General features: G+C 69.2%; 13 protein-coding genes. 7 read left to right on the top strand and 6 right to left on the bottom strand.

Annotation, left to right across the window (positions count from 1 at the left end):
* Positions 1 to 4: 4 nt before the first annotated feature.
* The 5 genes from IPK71_30450 to xth all read left to right on the top strand — a co-directional run bounded on the left by IPK71_30450 (position 5) and on the right by xth (position 9892).
* Positions 5 to 6112 (top strand): hypothetical protein, encoded by a 6108-nt coding sequence (locus IPK71_30450; GenBank protein ID MBK8218071.1) that lies wholly within the window; start codon positions 5 to 7, stop codon positions 6110 to 6112.
* A gap of 208 nt (positions 6113 to 6320) precedes the next feature.
* The gene (locus IPK71_30445) at positions 6321 to 6980 is read left to right on the top strand and encodes an OmpA family protein (protein ID MBK8218070.1); all 660 of its coding nucleotides are present in this window, start codon (positions 6321 to 6323) and stop codon (positions 6978 to 6980) included.
* Between the two features lie 2 nt (positions 6981 to 6982).
* Positions 6983 to 7438: an AgmX/PglI C-terminal domain-containing protein gene (locus IPK71_30440; GenBank protein MBK8218069.1), complete on the top strand. Its 456-nt coding sequence runs from the start codon at positions 6983 to 6985 to the stop codon at positions 7436 to 7438.
* A 106-nt stretch (positions 7439 to 7544) separates the two neighbouring features.
* Positions 7545 to 9131 carry an oligosaccharide flippase family protein gene (locus IPK71_30435; protein ID MBK8218068.1) on the top strand — a complete coding sequence of 529 codons (1587 nt, stop codon included), beginning with the start codon at positions 7545 to 7547 and terminating at the stop codon, positions 9129 to 9131.
* Positions 9128 to 9892 carry an exodeoxyribonuclease III gene (gene xth, locus IPK71_30430; protein MBK8218067.1) on the top strand — a complete coding sequence of 255 codons (765 nt, stop codon included), beginning with the start codon at positions 9128 to 9130 and terminating at the stop codon, positions 9890 to 9892. Before IPK71_30435 ends, xth begins: the two co-directional genes overlap by 4 nt.
* 73 nt (positions 9893 to 9965) lie before the next feature.
* On the opposite strand, the gene IPK71_30425 is transcribed toward xth, so the two are convergent.
* The 3 genes from IPK71_30425 to IPK71_30415 all read right to left on the bottom strand — a co-directional run bounded on the left by IPK71_30425 (position 9966) and on the right by IPK71_30415 (position 14264).
* Positions 9966 to 12575, bottom strand: a complete 2610-nt coding sequence (locus IPK71_30425) for an amidohydrolase family protein (GenBank protein MBK8218066.1) — start codon at positions 12573 to 12575, stop codon at positions 9966 to 9968.
* Positions 12576 to 12756: 181 nt separating this feature from the next.
* Positions 12757 to 13860, bottom strand: a complete 1104-nt coding sequence (locus tag IPK71_30420; protein MBK8218065.1) for a hypothetical protein — start codon at positions 13858 to 13860, stop codon at positions 12757 to 12759.
* The gene (locus IPK71_30415) at positions 13857 to 14264 is read right to left on the bottom strand and encodes a thiol-disulfide oxidoreductase DCC family protein (protein ID MBK8218064.1); all 408 of its coding nucleotides are present in this window, start codon (positions 14262 to 14264) and stop codon (positions 13857 to 13859) included. The genes IPK71_30420 and IPK71_30415 overlap by 4 nt, the downstream gene beginning before the upstream one ends.
* A gap of 82 nt (positions 14265 to 14346) precedes the next feature.
* Here IPK71_30415 and IPK71_30410 point away from each other — a divergent pair, with 82 nt between their 5' ends.
* Positions 14347 to 15648, top strand: coding sequence for an NAD(P)-binding domain-containing protein (locus IPK71_30410; protein ID MBK8218063.1), 1302 nt, complete (start codon positions 14347 to 14349; stop codon positions 15646 to 15648).
* A gap of 53 nt (positions 15649 to 15701) precedes the next feature.
* On the opposite strand, the gene IPK71_30405 is transcribed toward IPK71_30410, so the two are convergent.
* On the bottom strand, positions 15702 to 17153 hold the full coding sequence (locus IPK71_30405; protein MBK8218062.1) for a deoxyribodipyrimidine photo-lyase: 1452 nt from the start codon (positions 17151 to 17153) through the stop codon (positions 15702 to 15704).
* A 44-nt stretch (positions 17154 to 17197) separates the two neighbouring features.
* On the opposite strand from IPK71_30405, the gene IPK71_30400 reads away from it, so the two are divergent.
* Positions 17198 to 17905, top strand: a complete 708-nt coding sequence (locus IPK71_30400) for a hypothetical protein (GenBank protein ID MBK8218061.1) — start codon at positions 17198 to 17200, stop codon at positions 17903 to 17905.
* Positions 17906 to 17917: 12 nt separating this feature from the next.
* Here IPK71_30400 and IPK71_30395 read toward each other — a convergent pair whose 3' ends face one another.
* Together IPK71_30395 and IPK71_30390 are read right to left on the bottom strand one after the other, a co-directional pair.
* A complete protein-coding gene (locus IPK71_30395; protein ID MBK8218060.1) occupies positions 17918 to 19189 on the bottom strand; it encodes a TolC family protein in 1272 nt (423 codons plus the stop codon).
* An 87-nt stretch (positions 19190 to 19276) separates the two neighbouring features.
* The gene (locus tag IPK71_30390; GenBank protein ID MBK8218059.1) at positions 19277 to 19987 is read right to left on the bottom strand and encodes a DUF882 domain-containing protein; all 711 of its coding nucleotides are present in this window, start codon (positions 19985 to 19987) and stop codon (positions 19277 to 19279) included.
* Between the last annotated feature and the right edge of the window lie 9 nt (positions 19988 to 19996).

Here is a 19996-nt window from a genome sequence, read left to right as displayed (position 1 = left end):
ACGGATGCGACGTTCTCACTGGGCTCTCGGTCTCTGCATTTCCATGTTGGCCCTCGGCTGCCCCGGGCAGAAGCCCATCGAGGCGCCCTCTGGCCCCAAGGTGGCTCAAAAAGAGGAAGAGGAGAAGATCGTCTGGCGCCCCTCGAAGAGCGGCCTCGGTTTTCGACTGAGCCAGGTCGACGGAGACGGGCCGCAAAAGCGGGCAAAAGAGGCCGTGACGACGCCCCTCGACGACAAAGAGACCCAGGCGCTCCTCGCCCGCGTCGCGCCCATCAAAGATGCCCCCGAGGACGTGGTCCCGTTCGCGCTCCGGGCCAAGTCGCTCCCTCCCCCCATCACCGGCGAGACCGTCAAAGAGCCGTTCCCGCCGCCCCCCGGCCCGCCCCCTGCCGAGGTGGTCGCGGGGCCCTTGAAGGTCGAGCGTGCGCTCCCCAAAGGGGACGTGCCCATCGCCCCGCACCTCGCCGTCACGTTCTCGCACCCCATGGTGCCGCTCACGTCCCACGCGGAGCTCTCGAACCTCCCGTCCCCCGTGAAGCTCACGCCGACCCCGAAGGGCGAGTGGCGCTGGCTCGGAACGCAGACCGTGATGTTCCAGCCGGACCCCAGGTTCCCGATGGCCACGGAGTACACCGTGGACATCCCGGCCGGGACCCGCGCGATGAACGGCAAAGTGCTCGAAAAGGCCGAGCATTTCACCTTCAAGACGCCGCCCCCTCGCGTGCTCGCGGTGCTCCCCGACGGCTCTCAGAACACCGAGGATCCGCTCCTCTACGTCGAGCTCGATCAGGAGGTCGATCCCGCGAAGGTCCTCCCTCACGTGCGCCTGTCGGGCGGGGGGCTCTCGTCCATCCCGCTCCGCCTCGCGACCGAGGCCGAGATCGAGAAGGACAAGGGCATCGCCTACCGCCTCGAGAAGGCCGAGAAGGGGCGCGCCTTCGCGTTCAAGGCAGACCGTCCGCTCCCGCTCGCCTCGAGCTACTCGCTGAACGTCCAAAAGGGGACGCCCTCCGCCGAAGGTCCCATCCCCACGCCGGCGGATCACGTCGAGTCGTTCGGCACGTACGGCCCGATGCAGCTCCGCGAGTCGTCGTGCCCCAAGAAGGAGCCGTGCGAGCCCGCCGACAGCTTCTACCTCTCGTTCACGAACGGCATTCAGGCCGCGGCGTTCGAGCCCGCGCAGGTCGAGATCGTGCCGCCGCTCCCGCACGCGAAGATCACCACGTCGGGCAGCGGGATCAGCATCCAGGGCCACAAAAAAGGCCGGACCGTGTACCGCGTCACGGTGAAGGCGGGGCTCCGTGACGTCTTCGGACAGACGCTCGCCAAGGACGCCGTGGCCGAGCTCCACGTGGGCCGCGCGACGCCCGCGTTCTTCGAAGAGGACCGCCCGATGCGCGTGCAAGACCCGGGCGGCAAGCCCGAGACGCTCGCGTTCACGGTGAACCACAAGGCCCTCAAGGCGAGCCTCTACCAGGTCGACCCGAAGGACTTCGCCGCGTACGAAAAATTCCGCCGCGACTGGGACTACTACCAAAAGATGACGCCCGTGCCCGGCAAGCTCGTCGGCACGAAGATCCTCACGGTCAAGAACGCGCCCGACGAGCTCGTCGAGACGCCGGTCGATCTTTCGCCGGCGCTCCGCGGTGGGGTCGGCAACGTCGTCGTCATCGTCGAGCCCACGGTGCAACCGAAGAAGCCCGAGTACCACGAGTGGTCGCGGCAGTGGGTCCAGGTGACCAAGCTCGGCGTGACCACCATCCACGAGCCCGGCGAGGGCATCGCGTGGGTCACCGATCTCGCGACCGGAGCGGCCGTCACGGGAGCCAAGATCGCCCTCGACGGCGTCGACGCCGCGGTCACGTCCGGCGATGGCCTCGCGCACTTCAAGGCGGACTCGGTGCGCCTCCTCACCGCGCGGAGGGGCGACGACGTGGCCTTCCTCGGCGGCCACGACAACCCCTTTTTCCACAGCTACACGCCCTACAACGACGTGCGCTGGTTCTCGTTCGACGATCGGAAGCTCTACAAGCCGGGCGAGGAGGTGCACGTCAAGGGGTGGCTCCGCAACGTCGACCTCGGCAAAAAGGGGGACGTCACCTTCCCGCGCGAGCTCGCCGGCAAGGACGTGACCTTCACGGCGTACGACGGGCGCGGCAACGAGATCGCGAAGGGCAAGGCCGATCTCGATCCTTCGTTCGGCTTCGACCTCGCCTTCAAGATCCCGGACAACGGGAACCTCGGTTACGGACGTGTCTCGCTCCGGTGCGCGGGGGAGAGCCACTCCCACGACTTCCGCATCGAGGAGTTCCGTCGGCCCGAGTTCGAGGTCTCGATGTCGACCGGCGAGGGGCCGCACGCGGTGGGCAAACACGCCATCGCCACGGTCTCGGCGAAGTACTTCTCGGGCGGCGGCCTGCCGAACGCCGAGACCACGTGGACCGTCTCGAGCACCGAGGGGCACTTCACTCCGCCGAACCGCTCGGACTTCCAGTTCGGTCGCGGCGGCGGCTTCTGGTACGGCTACTTTCGGCGTGGCCGCTACGGGTACGGCTCGTTCGGTCGTGGCCGTGGCTCGGCGCCGAGCACCGAGACGCTCTCGGGCGCGACGGGGCCCGACGGCGTGCACAGGGTCCGCGTCGATTTCGACGGGGTGACGCCGTCCTTCCCGCGCATGCTCTCGCTCGACGCGCGCGTCAAAGACGTGAACCGGCAGGAGTGGTCGGCGCACGGCTCCATGCTCGTGCATCCGTCCAACGTCTACGTGGGTCTCAAGCTCGCGAAGAGCTACCTCCGTCAGGGCGAGGCGATCCGGCTCTCGGCGATCGCCGCCGACCTCGACGGAAAGGCCGTGCTCGGTCGCAAGCTCTCGGTCGAGAGCGCGCGGCTCGAGACGGAGCAAAAGGGGGCCGAGTGGATCGACAAGGAAGTTGACCAAGCCTCGTGCGAGCTCGACTCCGCCGAGGAGCCGAGGCCGTGCGAGCTCGCCACGAAGGGGGCGGGCCTCTACCGCGTCCGCGCCACGGTCGTGGACGAGTTCGGCCGAAAGAACCAAACCGAGTCCGACGTGTACGTGTACGGAGACACGGAGAAAGACCGCGACCTGAAGAGCGAAGCGGTCACCATCGTGCCGGACAAAAAGGAGTACGCGCAGGGCGACACCGCCGAGCTGCTCGTCATGTCGCCGATCGCTCCGGCCGAGGCGCTCCTCACCCTCGAGCGCGCAGGCGTCGTGCGCGAGCGCCGCTTCCGCATCACGAAGACGACCGAGACCGTGCAGGTGAAGCTCGACGGCGATTTCCAGCCGGGGGCCACGGTCCACATCCACGTCGTCGGGAGCGCCGTCCGCGAGGACGCGCAGAACCGCGCCGACGCCTCGCTCCCCCGCCGCCCCGCGTACGGGCAGGGGACCGCCGCGCTCAGCATCCCGGCCGTCGATCGCAAGATCCAGGTCGCCGTGAAGCCGCGTGTCGACAGGGTCGATCCTGGCGCGAAGGTGACCGCCGACGTGACCTTCACGAAGGCGAACGGAGAGCCGCTGCCCGAGGCCCGCGCGGCCCTCGCCGTGGTCGACGAGTCGATCCTGGCCCTCGCGGGGTACGAGCTCCCCGACCCGATGGCCGCGTTCTACCCCGCCCGTGGCGCGGGGACGACGAGCTATGAAAATAGGGGTTTCGTGCGCATCGCCGAGCCGGGGGCGCTGAAGGAGCGCGAAGAGTCGAACCAGGCGTTCGGCCGCGGGGGCCTCGGGCTCTCGGGCATCGGAGAGGGTGGCGGTGGGCGCGGCTCGGGCATGGGCTATGGCGCCGCACCCGGGGCTCCCATCCAGGCCGCGAAGCCTGCCGCGAGCGCCGCACCCCGCCGCGAGATGGCCAAGAGCGCCGAGGCGAAAAAGGACAAGGGGCGGGCGGGTGATGCCGCCGAGGCCTTCGACGACGCCCCCGATTCGACGGCCGCGATCCAAGTGCGCAAGGACTTCCGCGCCCTCGTCGCGTTCCTCCCGAAGGTGACCGCCGACGGCCGTGGCAAAGCCGAGGTCTCCTTCACGCTGCCCGACAGCCTCACGCGCTACCGCATCATGGCCGTGGCCGTGCACGGCGAGCGTGAGTTCGGCAAAGGCGAGGGCACGGTGACCGCGCGTCTGCCTCTCATGGTGCGCCCGTCGCCGCCGAGGTTCTTGAACTTCGGGGACGTGTTCGAGCTGCCGGTCGTGCTCCAGAACCAGACCGACAAGCCGATGACGGTGAAGCTCGCGGCCCGGTCGACCAACGCCGTGCTCGACGATCCTCGTGGTCGGAAGGTCGTCGTGCCCGCGCAAGACCGTGTCGAGGTGAGGCTCCCCGCGAGGGCGAAAAAGCCGGGGCGCGCGCGCTTCCAGATCGCGTCGTCGAGCGGTGACAAGGCCGACGCGGCCGAGGTCGACCTCCCCGTGTGGACGCCCGCGACCACGGAGGCCTTCGCGACGTACGGCGTCGTCGACAAGGGCGCCGTGGCCCAGACCGTCACCATGCCGCGCGGGGTCGTGACCGAGTTCGGAGGCCTCGAGGTGTCGACCTCGTCGACCGCCCTCCAGGCCCTGACGGACGCGGTACTCTATCTAGTCAAGTATCCTTATGATTGCGCCGAGCAGCGCGCCTCCCGCGTGCTCGCGATCGCGGCCCTAAGGGACGTGCTCTCGGCCTTCAAGGCGAAGGGAATGCCCGCGCCCGAGGCGGTGCTCGCCTCGATGAACGTCGACCTCGCCGAGCTCAAGGCGCTCCAAAAGTGGAACGGCGGTTGGGGCTACTGGCGCTCCCGCGAGGACGATCCGTTCGTCACGCTCCATGTCATGCACGCCCTCGTGCGCGCCGAGCAGAAGGGCTACAAGCCCGACGCGTCGACGCGGGCGCGTGGGCTCTCGTACCTCCAGAGCATCGAGTCCCACATCCCGCACTGGTACAGCCGCGAGTCGCGTCGCGCGATCGTGGCCTACGCCCTCTTCGTGCGTGAGCTCCTCGGCAACCGGGATTCGGCCAAGGCCCACTCGCTCATCGCCGAGGCGAAGGGGGTCGAGAACCTGTCGATGGAGGCGCTCGGGTGGCTCTTGCCGACGCTCGACGCCGACCCCTCGACGAAGAGCGACGCGGCGCAGATCCTCGCCTTCCTCGCGAACCGCGTCACCGAGACGGCTGGCGCCGCGCACTTCACCTCGTCCTACTCGGACGGCGCGCACGTGCTGCTCCACTCGGATCGGCGCGACGACGGCGTGCTCCTCGACGCGCTCATCCGCGTCGACCCGAAGAACACGGTCATCCCGAAGATCGTGACGGGCCTCCTCGCCCACCGGAAGCGCGGCCACTGGGGGAGCACCAACGACAACGCGTTCGTGCTGCTCGCGCTCGACCGGTACTTCAACACCTACGAGAAGACCACGCCGGACTTCGTGGCGCGCGCGTGGCTCGGGAGCACCATGGTCGCCGAGCACGCGTTCCGAGGCCGCACGACCGAGCGTGATCGCGCCGACGTGCCGATGTCGTTCCTCGCGCAGGCGGGCGACAAGCCCCAGTCGTTCGTGGTGGGCAAAGAGGGCGAGGGGCGCATGTACTACCGCGTGGGCATGCAATACGCGCCCGCCGACCTAAGGCCGCCGCCGATCGATCGTGGCTTCGTCGTGACGAGGAGCTACGAGGGCGCCGACGATCCGAAGGACGTGTCGATCGACAAGTCCGGCGTGTGGCACGTCAAGGCCGGCGCGCGGGTGCGCGTACGGGTCACGATGGTCGCGCCCGCGCGGAGGTACCACGTCGCCCTCGTCGATCCGCTCCCGGCGGGCTTCGAGCCCATGAACCCTGCGCTCAAGATGACGGGGCCCGTGCCCGAGGACAACCGCTCGGACGACCCGTCGTCCCGCCGCGGGCGGTGGTGGTGGGGGCGCTGGTACGAGCACGAGAACATGCGCGACGAGCGCGTCGAGGCGTTCACGTCTCTCCTGTGGGAGGGGGTGCACGAGTACGTGTATGTTGCACGTGCCACGACCCCCGGGGACTTCGTCGTCCCGCCGCCTCGCGCGGAGGAGATGTACATGCCCGAGACGTTCGGGCGTGGCCCGGGCGATCGGGTCGAGATTCGATGACGAAATCGTAGGGTGATGCGCGTCCTTCGGCGAACGGCGAGGGCGCGAGTGCCGCCGCGGCGATCGTGCCGTGGCCATTGAAGAAACGCGTGGCGCCGCCGTCCAAGTGGCGCCCGCGCGGCTTCGGCCACGGGGTGGACGTGCGGGCGCTTTGGGTCTAGCCTGCGGCCGTTTTCGTCTTGTTTTTCCACCCTCGAGAGGTGCTCTGATGTCTTCGTTCGGCTTTTCCTCGAAGGTCGCGCCCGTGGTCGCCGCGGCGCTCCTCGCGTTCGCAGCAGGCTGCGGCGGTGTGACCACGTTCCAGGGCAACATGGCCGTCGGCGCGACGCCGCCCCCGCCTCCGCCCCCGCCGCCTCCGCCTCCGCCCCCGCCCGTCGAGGCCGCGCCCGCGCCCAAGGTCGAAGTGAAGGGCAACCACATCGACATCCACCAGAAGATCCAGTTCGAGGTGGCGAAGGCCACCATCAAGCAGGAGAGCTACGCCCTCCTCGCCGAGATCGCGGACGTCATCAAGAAGAACCCCCAGATCAAGAAGATCTCGATCGAGGGCCACTCGAGCGCCGAAGGCGACGCCAAGATGAACCAGAAGCTCTCCGAGGATCGCGCGGCGTCGGTTCGCCAGCACCTCATCGACAAGGGTGGCATCAAGGCCGACGCCCTCGTCTCGAAGGGCTTCGGCGAGACCAAGCCCCTCGCCAGCAACGACACGGACGAAGGCAAAGAGAAGAACCGCCGCGTCGAGTTCGTCATCGTCGATCCTCCGGCCGCTCCCGGTGGCACCGCCGCCGCCACCCCCGCCACCCCCGCGACGCCGCCGACCTCGGCCGGCGCGCTCCTCAAGGCCCCCAAGGCTGGAAAGGCGAAGTGATCATGCTCCGCACCCTCCGTACCCTCGCCCCGCTCGGGCTCGCCTCGATCTCTCTCGTCACCGGCTGCAGCTTCGCCGTGCGTAGCGCCGACATGTACCGCGACGACACGTCCAAGTTGCTCGCCTCCAAAGAGGGCGAGATCCACGCCTGCTACGACGGCGTCGTGAAGGCCACTCCCGGCGCCGCCGGCAAGGTGACCGTCAAGTTCACCGTCGAAGAGAAGACCGGCACGGTCAAGGACGTGAAGGTCGACGCCGCCAACACCACGGCGCCGGCGCCCGTGCAGGAGTGTCTCACGAAGGCGCTCGTCGGTCTCACCCTCACCCCGCCGGACCAGAAGACCGGCGACGCGACGTACGCCTACGAGTTCACCGCGCCCGCGGGTGCTCCGGGGGCGGCCGCTCCCGGCTCGGCGCTCCCCGGGGGCAGCGTGAACGCGACCAAGATCCTTCGCTGAAGGTTCGGTCACGATACCTCGCGGCGGGAGCCCACAGCGGCCCCCGCCGCGGCTTTTTTGTGAGGATTTGCGCCGTCGTGGGGAGGCTTGCCTGTAGAGTTCGGGCGTGAGCGAAAACGATCCCGGGGACGGCACGGAAGCGAAACGAGCCGAGGCGGAGCCCGAGCGCGCGGAGGGCCCGGTGTCGGTCGCGCCGGCGTCCGAGGGGGCCAAGCGCGACCTCCGTGACAAGGCCGTGCGCGCCGCAGGGTGGACGATCGCCGCGGGGCTCTTGGCGCGTGTGCTCGGCGTGCTCGGGTCGCTCGGGATCACCTATTTTTTGACCCCCGAGGCCATCGGCGACGTTCAAATCGCGGTCATCATCTGCTTCTCGGCGAACCAGTTCACCCTGCTCGGGTACGGGCAGTACCTCGTCGCCAAGCCCGACGAAGGGCGCGACACGGTGTTCCACGTCACGGTGCTGCACCTCGCGCTCGGGGTGCTCGCGTTCGCCGCGACGTTGGCCCTCGGCCTCCCCTTGTCGTGGGCGTTCCACGCCCCGACGCTCATGAAATACCTGCCGTGGATGCTCATCGCGGCGGGGCTCGAGCGGCTCTACTTCGTGCCCGAGCGTGTCCTCATCCGTGAGCTCGATTTTCCCCGCGTCGCCGTCGCGCGGTCCATGTCCGAGCTCGCCTACACGTTCTCGAGCGTCGCGCTCGCGTTCGCCGGGTTCGGGGGCATGGCCATTCTCTACGGGAACATCGTCCGTGGCCTCGTGCGTCTCGTCATCACCACGCGCTTCGTCCCTCGGGCCGAATGGCTCACGCCGACGAAGCTCCGGTGGGACGTCTACCGGAGGATCCTCAAGTTCGGCCTCCCGCTCGGCGTGAGCCAATCGCTCGCGTTCGCGAACACCCGCTTCGATAACCTCCTCATGAAGCGGCTCTTCGGCTCCGCCGTCATGGGCCGGTACACGCTCGCGTACAACCTCGCCGACGTGCCCGCCGAGCAGATCGGCGAGCAGATCGCCGAGGTGCTCCTTCCCTCGTTCGCGCGCATGTCGCCCGAGGATCGCAAGAAGGCCATCGTCCGCGTGACGGGCATGATCGCGCTCGTCATCTTCCCGGTCGCCGTCGGTTTCGGCGCGGTGGCCCTCACCGCGGAGCGGCTCATGCGCCCCGAGTGGCTCGGCATCGGCAACATGCTGATGGTCCTCTGCGTGATGAGCATCACGCGCCCTCTCATCTCCAAGGCGCACTCGTACCTCCAGGCGACCGACCGGACCATTCGCATCACGCAGCTCGAGGCCTTCAAGCTCGTCGCCGTGATCTCTTGCATCTACGCGTTCTCCCGCCTCGGGCCGCTCGGCTCGTGTTTCGGCGTCGGCGTCGCGTTCTTGCTCGAGCTGTCCCTCTCGTGGTTCATCATGTCGCGCGGCGATGGCATCCCGTTCACGGCGTTCTTCGCGCGCCTCGTGCCTCCGCTGCTCGCCTGTGTGCCCATGGTGATCGCCGTCGAGCTCACGCGCCGCGGGCTCCAGTCGATCCCGGTGATCGTCAGCCTCGTCGCTCAGGTGGCCGTCGGCGGTGTCGCCTACGTGGCGGGCGCGCTCGTGCTCGCGCGGTCCCAGTCGAAGGAGTTCTTGAGCCTCACGAAGAGCGCCCTCGCGCGGCGCCGCGGCAAGAAGGAAGACGCAGAGAGCGCCCCATGAAGATCGCCACGTACAACGTCAACAGCCTCCGCGCGCGCGAGGAGCGTGTGCTCGCCTGGCTCGCCAAAGAGTCCCCCGACGTCGTGTGTCTCCAAGAGCTCAAGCTCGAGGACGAGAAGGTGCCCACCCTCGCGCTCGCAGGGCTCGGCTACCAGGTCGAGAGCTTCGGACAGAAGACCTACAACGGGGTCGCCATCCTCTCGAAGCTCCCGATGACCCACGTCGAACGCGGCTTCGGCGACGGAGTCAGCGATCCTCAAGCGCGTTTCATCGCGGCGACCGTCGGCGATCTACGTGTGATGTGCGCGTATATGCCGAACGGTGAGAGCGTCACGTCGGACAAGTACCAGTACAAGCTCGCGTGGTTCGAGCGGCTCCACGCGTACCTCGCGTCGCGTGTCGGCCTCGGGAAGACCTTGCTCCTCGGGGACTACAACGTCGCCCCGGCCGACATCGACTGCCACGATCCCGCCGGGTGGGCGGGCTCGGTGCTCTGCTCGGAGCCCGAACGAAAGGCCTTCGAGAAGCTCCTCGCGCTCGGCCTCGTCGACTCGTTCCGTCACCTCTACCCGGACACGCAGACCTTCTCGTGGTGGGACTACCGCATGCTCGGCTTCCCGAAGAACAAGGGCCTCCGGATCGACCACATCCTGGTCACGAACGATCTCGTGCCGCGGCTGACGAAGGTGTGGGTCGACCGCCAGGAACGCAAAGGCAAGCAGCCGAGCGACCACGCGCCGGTCTTCGTCGAGCTCGCGTGACGCACAGCCGGTAGTGCTTGTGGGCACAGCCGGTAGTGCTTGTGGGCACAGCCGGCGGTGCCTGTGGGGCGTCTCAGGGGCGGACGAGATCGGCGTCGGAGCGCGGCAGGATCTTGCGGTTTCCGAAGGAGAATCCGCCCACGCCGACGACCCGCGTGAACACCGTCCCGTTCAAGAAGCCCGGGATGGGCTGGGGCGGAGGCATGGCCGACGTACCGACCCCGTACCGCGCGAAGATGTCGTCGTCGAGGCGGAGGCCGCCGGTGACCACGAGCTCGTAGAACGGCCCCGAGTCGGGGTTGTCGTTCGTGATGGTCACGTTGTCGAGCTGGAGCAACATGCTCTCGAGGCCCTCGGCCGTGGCCGCGGCGTTGCCGTAGCTCGACGCGTTCACGACGAGCGGGGCGAAGGGGAGGGTCGTCTGGGTCCCGGTCCGATCGAGCTTGGCCACGACCACGGTGCTGATGCCGAAGCGCTCGGTGTACACACCCGTGACGTTGATCTCGTTGCCGACGGCGATGCCGGTGGTAAGTCCGTCGGTCTGGAGGGTGATCCCCGTGAAGGGGACGGGCGTCGCGTTCGGAGCCTGGATCCAGATGCGATCGCTCGTCTTCCGCGCGATGACGCGCCCGCCGACGAGCGTGACGATGGTCCCGGGCTTCGGGTGAGCCGCAGCCGATGGATCACGAACGTCGACGATGGTCGCCGCGCACGAGGTGGCGCCCGGGTTCGCCGACCCGCAGCCGTCGCACGCGTCGCCGAGGCCGTCGTTGTCCGCGTCCTCTTGGCCGGGGTTCGCGAGCTTGGGGCAGTTGTCGATCGCGTCCGCGACGCCGTCTCCGTCGAGGTCACCCGCGATGGGCTGCGTGCACTTCTGCGTCGGGTCGTTCGGGCACACGTCGCACGCGTCGCCGACGCCGTCCTTGTCCGCGTCCGCTTGGAGACCATCGGGGTCCATGGGGCGCACGGGGTTGAAGACGTCGATGCAGTTGTCCTGGATGTCGGCGATGCCGTCTCCGTCCTTGTCCTCCGCGGTGATTCCCTTGGGGTAGGCCGTGCGGAAGGGCACGCACGAGGGCTCGTTCTTCGGCGTCTCGGTCTTGCAGGTGTAGAGCGGGTAAATGGCCTCGCCCGCGGTTCGGAGCGACTCGAGCGTATAGTCGACCGTGGACGTGCCTGCGTCGATGCAGGCGCGCTTCGCCTTGCCGCACACGCCGCCCGCGAAGGCCGCGCAGCGATCGGTGCCGCCCGGGGCGAACGGCCCCGCGGCGAAGAGGGCGTCGTCGCCGTAGAGGGCTTTCCCGCCGCGGAGGACGAGCGCGACGTCCTCGACGCCGGCCTCGAGCACCGCGCGGTGGTCTTTGGCCTTCGAGCCGTCGAACACGGCGATGTCGGCCAGGTACCCGGGCTTGAGCGAGCCTACCACCTTGCCCGCGCCCACCGCCGTGGCCGCGTTCGACGTGACCATGCGCCAGAGGTCGGCGTCGGTGAAATGCTTCCCGAAGTACTTCTGGTTGAGCTCGTCGGCGCAGCGGAGCTCGCGCGCCATGTTCATCGAGCCGGAGACGACCCAGTCGGTGCCGAGCGCGATGGGCACGCCGGCCATGTCGAGCATCACGATCGGGGCCGTGTCGCCGTAGAGGTCCACGTTGGAGCGAGGGGACCAGACGACGCTCGACTGCGACGCGCGAATGAGCTGGGCTTCCTTCGGGCTCGCGGCCACCGCGTGGATGACGGCCGTCTGCGGCTTCAAGAGGTCGAACCGACCGTCCTCGCCTGCGCAGACGAGCTCGTTCTTGGCCTCGCTGTCGATGCCCTCGGCGATGTGCGGGAGGTAGCCCGTGAGCCCGTCGACCTCGGCGCCCGTGGTGCGGCCGTTGTCGTACTCGCAGCCCGACTTTCGCAGGTCCCCCGGGAGCGGGAACACGTCGGAGTCGGCGATCTGGATGGGCATGCCCTCGAGGTTCTCGGCCCCGTCGTCGGCGTTACGGGCGAGGCCCTTCGCGCCGCCGCCACCGGCGATCGTCGTGGTGCCGCTCAAGATGTACCGGAGCTCGGCGAAGGCCTGGAGCTGGGTGTTGGCGCCGCTGTCGTAGGCGAGGCGCGGGCCCCCGCGCCGGCCCTGCCAGTCGGCGCGGTTCAAGTAGCGCGTCTGGCCGTGCCCGACGGGGGTGTTGTTCGCGTAGGTGAGGTGCTCGTGCGGGTTCACGAGGCCCGGCGAAATGACGCCGTCGGGGCAGGTGACGACGGACGCGTCGGCGTACCCGGCCTGCGCCGAACAATCGCAGCCGACACACGTCACGCGCCCCGCGTCGATCATCACCTCGCCGCGCCGGAAGGTCTCCCCGGGGCCGAGCACCGTGCCTTGAAGCACCACGCGCCCCGCCGCCGTACCGGCCTTCGTGATGGCGCACGTGCCACCTCCGGTAGCCGGGAAGGCCGCGCGCGCGCACTCGTTCACCTTGGGCTGCGGGTTCTTGCTGGCGTGCGCCTCGACCTTCGGAGGAGGCACGACCACGTCCGCGGCGCCGTCGCCGCCGTCGCGCCCGATGTCGGGGGGATCGACGTCCGGGCGGCTCTCGTCGCGGCAGGCGCCCAGGGCGAGTGTGCTCGCGGCGAGCGTGAGGACAAGGGACACCGCGCGGACGATCGGAGCTCTCTGGGCTCGCGGAGACGTGGGCATGGAACCTCGAAGTTTCGGGCGAAGGAGGACGAAGAAAGCGTGCGCCCGAGGAGGACCCGGGCCGACGAACGAGTGTGACGTCTAAGGCGCCCTTTCGCACGAAAAACCCGCCCCGGGCGGGGTGAATCCGCGTGCCGTCGGGGCCTGGCCGAGCTCGGCCGAGGCGAGGCGTGACGTACGCCTATGTGGGAGAACGTGAGGTGCGTTCGAGGCCCGCGACGATGGGCGCCAAACGGCGGACGAGGGGCCCCCTCCAGAGTTGGAGCAGGTGGCCTCCCGACGCGACCTCGAGCTCTGCCCCGAGGTGGCGGGCGATCCGCTCGGCGTGCGCGACCCCCGTGATGGCGTCGGCCTCGGCGCCGATGACGAAGACGTGCTCGGATGGCACCCTCGAGGGACGCGAATACGGGCTCACCACGGCGTTCGCGCGCTCGAACGCCGCGAAGAGCTCGTCGCTCCCGTCTCCCTCGCCGAGCTCGCCGTGGTCGCGCGCGAAATCGGCCACGGACGCGAGGGGAACGACCGGCACGACGAACGCGAGGTCGTCCTCGAGGGTCGCGAGCAGCGCGGCCGTGTGCCCACCGAGGCTCGTACCGACCACACCGACCCACGGCGCGCCCTCGGCGACGAGGTGCCTCACGAGGACGCGGAGGTCGTAGATGGCCTGCCGGAACCCCTCGTTCGTGAGGGCGGGATCGACGCTCGGAAAGGGAGGCGGGCCGTTCCCCCGTGCGCCGCGCATCGCGTGGTGGGGCAGCACGGGGAGGGCGACGTCGAGCCCCATCTCGAAGAAGGCGTCGAGCGGAAATTTCCTCTCCTCGATCGCGTAGAGCCCTCCGAGGTAGCCGTGCACGCACACGACCACCGGGCGCCCAGCGCCTCCGCGGTAGACGCGAGCGCGGCCGACGAGGTTCTCCCTCCGCGCGCGGAGCGAGTCCCGCATCGACGGGAGGTGCGCGGGCACGTCGCTCGGCCACGACAGAGAGAACACGCCGCCATCGCGGTCACGCGAGCGGCTCCGGAGAGACGCCGTCCTCTCCCGCGCGACCGCGACGCCGCTCGGCGGGACGAAGAACGCGTCGGCGGGGCCGTGGGTGGCCGTGTGGTAGTCCTCCGCCGCGCGCTCGAGGAGCTCGAGCTTCCGCTCGGGGGTGAGGCCGTCGCGAAACGCTTGTTTTCTCGCTCCTCGGAGGTGCACCGCGGTCACGACGGCGCGGTCGATCGCGCGCGCCGCGAGGCCGAGCACACGCCCTCCGACCGAGGGTTCGCCGCCCCGACGGCTCACGCGAGGAACCGCGCGCGGAGCTCGGGGGTCGGCACGCGGCACGCCTCTTCTTTGCCGAACCACCGGTAGCGGTTCTTGGCGATGAGGTAGTACACGGCGTCCCGCACGAACCACGGCACGACGAGCAGCACCGCGAGGAGCTTCCAAGGGAAGCCGAGGCGCGCCGCGATCCGTAGGGCCGCTCCGGAGCCGGCGTGCACCTTGGGCCCGACGACGAAGAGGATCGACGAAGGGTCTCCCTCGGGGACGGGGTACCCGCGCTCCTCGAGGAGCCGTTTCGCCGGCTCGGACTGGAGCGACGCGAACGTGAGCACGCCGCGCGGATCCCGATCGATCAAGAAGCCGACCGTTCCGTTGCAGAGGTTGCACACCCCGTCGAAGAGCACGATTCCGGGCTCGGCCATTCCGCGAGTCTATCCGCACGAAGGGCTCCGCGCGAGGGCGCTCGTTCTCGAGGGGCGCTCGCTGCTACCGTGAAGCCTCGCCATGAAAAAAGCCTGCCTCATCGGCTGTGGGTCCTCCGGGATCGTCGTCGCCAAGACGCTGCACGAACGTGGACTTCCGTTCGACGCCTTCGAGGCCTCGAGCCGGGTGGGTGGCAACTGGGTGTACCGGAACGACAACGGCATGAGCTCGGCGTACCGCGGGCTCCACATCAATACGTCGCGCGCGCGCATGGAATACTCGGACTTCCCGATGCCCGCGGGCACGCCGGACTTCCCGCACCACTCGGTCATCGCGCGCTACTTCGACGCCTACGTCGACCACTTCGGGCTCCGCGAGCGCATCACGTTCTCGACCTCGGTGAGGTCGGTCGAGAAGCGCGCCGACGGGAAGTTCGACGTGACGCTCTCGACCGGAGAGACCCGGAGGTACGACGCTGTCGTGGTCGCCAACGGGCACCACTGGGATCCGCTCTGGCCCGACCCTCCTTTTCCAGGGGAATTTTCGGGCATGATGCTCCACGCACACCACTACGACGTGCCCGAGCCGTTCACGGGCAAGTCGGTCGTGGTCGTGGGAATGGGCAACAGCGCGATGGACATCGCCGTCGAGCTCTCGAACGTGTGTGACAAGGTGTTCCTCGCGGCGCGAAGGGGCGCGCACGTCGTGCCGAAGCACCTCTTCGGCGTCCCCCTCGATCAGGTGTTCACGTCGACGCGTGTGCCTCTCTGGGCGCGCATGCGCCTCGGCGAGCTCGCGCTACGCCTCACCGTGGGCGACGTGACCTCGTACGGCCTGCCCCGGCCGGATCATCGGCTCGGCGAAGCGCACCCCACGATCTCGAGCCGTATCCTCGACCGCATCGCGCACGGGGCCGTGACGCCCAAGCCGAACGTCGCGCGGTTCGAAGGGGAGCACGTGGTCTTCACCGACGGCTCGCGTGAGCGCTGCGACGCGGTGGTGATGGCCACGGGGTACAAGGTCACGTTCCCGTTCTTCGATCCGTCGTTCGTCGCTGCGAAGGACAACGATCTTCCGCTCTACAAACGGGTCTTTCATCCTGACCACGAGGGGCTCGCGTTCGTCGGGCTTCTTCAGCCGCTCGGGGCCATCATGCCGCTCGCCGAAGCCCAGGCAGCCTGGATCGCCGACGTGCTCGAGGGCACGGCCAAGCTCCCTCCGCGCGCCGAGATGGAGCGAACGATGGAACGCGAGCGCAAGGCGATGCGCGCCCGGTACGTGCCCTCGAAGCGTCACACCATGCAGGTCGACTTCGACGAGTACCGCGAGGACGTGGCACACGAGCGGGCACGGGGGGCGAAGCGCGCCCGAGCGAACGCGTAGGTCGCGGCCGGTCGGATACGGACCGCGTTTCGCCCGGGCTCGTGCGGCGGCGTTCAGCTGCGAGGTGGGCCCTCGGTCCCGAAATACGCCTTCGCGACCGACAAGAACGTGTCGCGGGCCTTGGCGTGGTCGACGATGGGGAAGGGGTACGTCTTGCCCAATTCGATGCCGGCCGCCCGAAGCGCGAGCGGCGGCGCCTCCCACGGCGCGTGCACGTGGCGCGCGTCGAGCTTCGCGAGCTCGGGTACCCAGCGCTTCACGTAGGCGCCGTCGGCGTCGAACTTCTCGCCCTGGGTGACGGGCGCGAAGACCCGGAAGTACGGCTGCGCGTCGCAGCCCGACCCTGACGACCACTGCCAGCCGGCGTCGTTCTGCGCCCAGTCGCCGTCCGTGAGGTACTTCATGTAGTGCGCCTCGCCCGCGCGGTACGAGATCCGGAGGTGCTTCGTGAGGAAGCTCGCCGCGATCATGCGCGCGCGGTTGTGCACGTAGCCCGTCGCCAGGAGCTCGCGCGCGGCCGCATCGACGACGGGGTAGCCCGTCTTTCCCGTGATCCACGCCTCCCACCCGCGGGGGTCGTCGACGTAGGGGAACCCCTCGAACGACCTCTTGAACGGACGATCGAGCACGTCCGGTCGGGCGTCGAGGATGTGGTGGGCGAACTCTCTCCAGACGAGCTCGCGGCGGAACGTGTCGGGCCCGGGCCCTCTGCTGCTCGCGGCCGCCGCCCACACCTGACGTGGCGAGAGCGTGCCGAATTTCAGGTCTTGCGAGAGGCGGCTCGTGCCCGTCGCGCCGAGGAGATCCCGCGCGTCCGCGTACGCCGCGAGCCGCGACTCGACGAACGCCCCGAGCCTCGCGCGAGCGGCCCGCTCGCCACCCTCGACGAGGTCCGGGTTCCGCCGTAGCCCGAGCTCCTCGAGGGTGGGGATCGCCCGCAGCCCGAGCTTCGAGGCCGCGCGGGAGAGAGAGGAGCCGAGCGGGGGAAGCGCCCGAGGCGCCCTCTTCGGAGGTTCGAGGCGCACGTCGCGCGCGAAGGCGCGAGAGAACGGCGTGTAGACCGAGAAGGGGTGGCCTTGGCCCGTTCGAAGCGTCCCGTGTGGCGCGAGGCGCTCACCTTCCATGAGCTCGAAGGGCACGGAGAGCCGCTCCCGCACACGGCGATCGCGCTCACGGCCGAAGGGCTCGGTCCACGCCTGGGCGACGACCCGCTCGACCGCGAGGGCACGCGCCACCTCGGGGACCTTCTCGTAGCTCTTCCCGGGCACGACGAGCAGCGTGCCCCCGAGGTGCGCGAGGTTCTCGGCGAGCGAGGTGAGCGACTCGAGCAGAAACTGCATCCGGTGCGGCATCTCGGCCGCCGCCTCGCGCGAGAAGAAGAACGGATCGAGCACGAAGAGGAGGACGACGTCGCCCCCGCCGCGGCTCGTCCCGACGGCGCTCGTGAGGGGCTCGTGGTCGGACACCCTCAGGTCTTTTCCTCGGAACCAAACGAGCGTTCGCAACTTGCGCTTCCTTCGGCGATGGCGCGTACCTCGCGCTCGGACCCATGGCCCCTCTGTCCGATGCCACGACCTACGGCAAGGTCGCCCCTTTCGGTCGAGCCGAAACCGAAGTATCTCCGGCCCCGACCATGTCGCGCGCCAAATCTCTCGCCCAGCTCGAAGCCGCCGAAGAGGCCCACGCGAACGATCCGGAGCGCGCCGACATGCTCCGTCGCGCTCGGATCTTCAAGACCGGCTGGCTCGAGCTCGCCGAGGCGCTCGTGCGCGTGCGAAAGTCGCGCAGCTTCGCGGCCTGGGGCTACGAGACCTTCGAGGACTACACCAAGAAGGAGCTCCGCCTACGCCAAGAGACCGTCGATAAGCTCACGGGATCGTTTCTCTTTTTGAAGGAGCGCGCCCCCGACGTGATGGACCGCGACGGCGTGACGCAGAAGATCCCGAGCTACGAGTCGGTCGACTTTTTGCGCCGCGCCGAGGAGCGAAACGACGCTCCTCGCGAGGTGATCGACGAGATCCGCGAGAAGGTGCTCGAGCACCCCGTGTCCATGCCGACGCTCTCCAAACACTTCGCCCCTCGGGTCTTCCCTCCGACGGACGACGAGCGTGTCGCCAAAGAGAAGGTCGCCCTCAAAGGTGCGGCGGAGCGCTTGCGCGACGTCATCGCGGAGTCGCGGTCGGCGCCGCTCAACGCCGCGTCGGAGCTCACGATGGCGATCGAGCGCTTCCTCGCCGCGCTCGAGGTCGGCGAGTGAACTGGACCGTCGTCACGGGGACTCGCCAGTGATGGCGCAGAGCTCGGCGTAGGCGCGCCACCCCTGTTCGAGCAGATCGAGGCGGCGTGCGCGCGCGGTGGCGTAGTCGCGCCGCGCGAGCAAGAGGCGTGAGATCTCGGTTTTTCCGAGCTTGTAGAGGTCTTGTGCGGCCTCGAGGGCCTTCTGCATGGCAGGGAGCCCGGTGTCGTCGAGGACCTTGATCGTGTCACGGACCGCGACGATCTGCTCGTAGGCAGCGGAGAGCCTCGCCCGCACGGTGACGAGCGCGGCGTTCTCCTCGTGGGTCACGCGGCTGGCCGCTCGCTCGGCGCGCGCGATCTCGCCGAGGTTTCGCTTCGTGATGGGGAACGTGAGCGCCACGCCTCCGCCGAGCCTCAGATCGCCCGGATCACCGCGGCCGCCGATGAGCGTGAGGTTCAGCGGCTGGAACGAGTCTTTCTCGGCGCGAGCGACGGCCGACTCCCAGTAGGCGCGTTCCTTTTTGTACTTGGCGAGGAGCGGCGAGCGCGTGAGCCTGTCGGCCAGGGCGGCCTCGTCCCACCGGCCGCGCAAGATCGGGAGCGTGACGTCGGTGCCGGCGGGCGGCCCGTCGATGGGGCGCCCCGTCAGGGCCGACACGCGCCCCTTGGCCTGCGCGAGCCGAACGAGGGCCTCGCCTTTGGTCTGCACCCAGCGGGCGACCTCGGCCTCGGCGAGGGTCTTCTCGTACACCGTGGCATCTTGGGCCTTGAGGCGCGCCTCGAAGTAGGCGGCCTCGGCCCGCGCGCTCTGCTCGCCGAAGGTGTTCTCGGAGACACGCGCCCCCGCCACCGCGAGCTCCCCGTACGCGGCCACCGCCTCGCCCGTGACGAGCGCGAAGGCCTCCTCGCGTTGCCCCTGCTTGAACGCGACGAGCGAGCGGTTCTCGTCGATCCGGGCCCCGCGCACGCCGTTCACCTCGAGCGGTAGGTAGAGGTAGGCGAGCGCCTGCACGTCTTTCGTGCTGCTGCCGCGGTCGACCTGGAGGTCGAGGTAGGGGTTTCCCACGATGGGGAGCTTGGCGCCGCGCATGCCCGCTTCGGCCACGGCCACCTCGCCCTCGGCGCGCACGGACGAGAGCGCCTGGCCCTTGGCGAGGCGGACCACGTCGTCGAGCTTGAGCCAATCGGCGCGAGCCGTCTCGGGCGCGAACAGGGCGACGAGCGCAAAAAAGCACCCGACGAGCCCGAGCTTCTTCGGTTCGGTCCCCCTGCGGGGCGCGGCCAGCGGCGATCGCGTCTTCATGGGGACCCATGAAGTAGGACGCAGAGAAATTTTGGCAAGAACTAACTTACGTACGCGTAAGGGCGAGACGTACGCGTAAGGGCGAGGTCAGCGTCGCTTCGGGACCTGCACCGCCAAGAACCGAGGCGCGTCGTCGTCGTCCGTCCACGCGCGATCGCGGGACTCGCTCTTTTTGTCGGTCATGCCGAGCTCGCGGTAGGCCTTCCCGGGAGGCGACGCGTCGAGCCAGTGGAAGCTCGACTCGCGCGTGTCGAGGTGCACGTACCGTGTGCCGGGGTGGGTGTAGACGCCGACGCCGACGTGGCCGAACGTCCGGAGGTGCGCCGCGAGCAGGCCCGAGTCGACCGAGACGAGCTTGAAGTCGAGCGCGTCCCCCGTGTGGTGTTTGCTCGCGCCCTTCGGATCCTTTCGGTGCCCGCTCAGCACCTCGACCTGGCTCGCCCCGAAGAAATAGGCCGCCCTCGCGACGAGGAGCAGCACACGCGGGGACTCGGGCTCCCCGTCGGGGTTCACCACCTCGGTCACGCGCCGCAGGGCTTCGTCGTCGACGTGGCCTTCGTCCGTGTAGAGGCGCACGTCGATGGTCTCGTTCGTGTTCGGGTTGCGGAAGTGGAGTGGCCACGTGCGCACGGCCCACACGAGGGTCTTCTCGCGGGCCGAGGAGGTCGCCTCGCCTACGTCCGTCGCACGCTCGTTGGGCACGGCGGGCACGGGCGCCGAGGGGGGCGCGCTGCCACCGCCGAAGAGCGCTCCGAAGAGCACCACGGCCGCCATCGGGAGCTTCAGCGGGATCGCCATTGCGCGCCC

The sequence above is a fragment of the Myxococcales bacterium genome (genome assembly GCA_016712525.1).
In the GTDB taxonomy this organism is placed as follows: domain Bacteria; phylum Myxococcota_A; class Polyangia; order Polyangiales; family Polyangiaceae; genus JAAFHV01.
The sequence above is the reverse complement of the archived record's forward strand: the minus strand, read 5'-3'. Positions and strand labels throughout refer to the sequence as shown.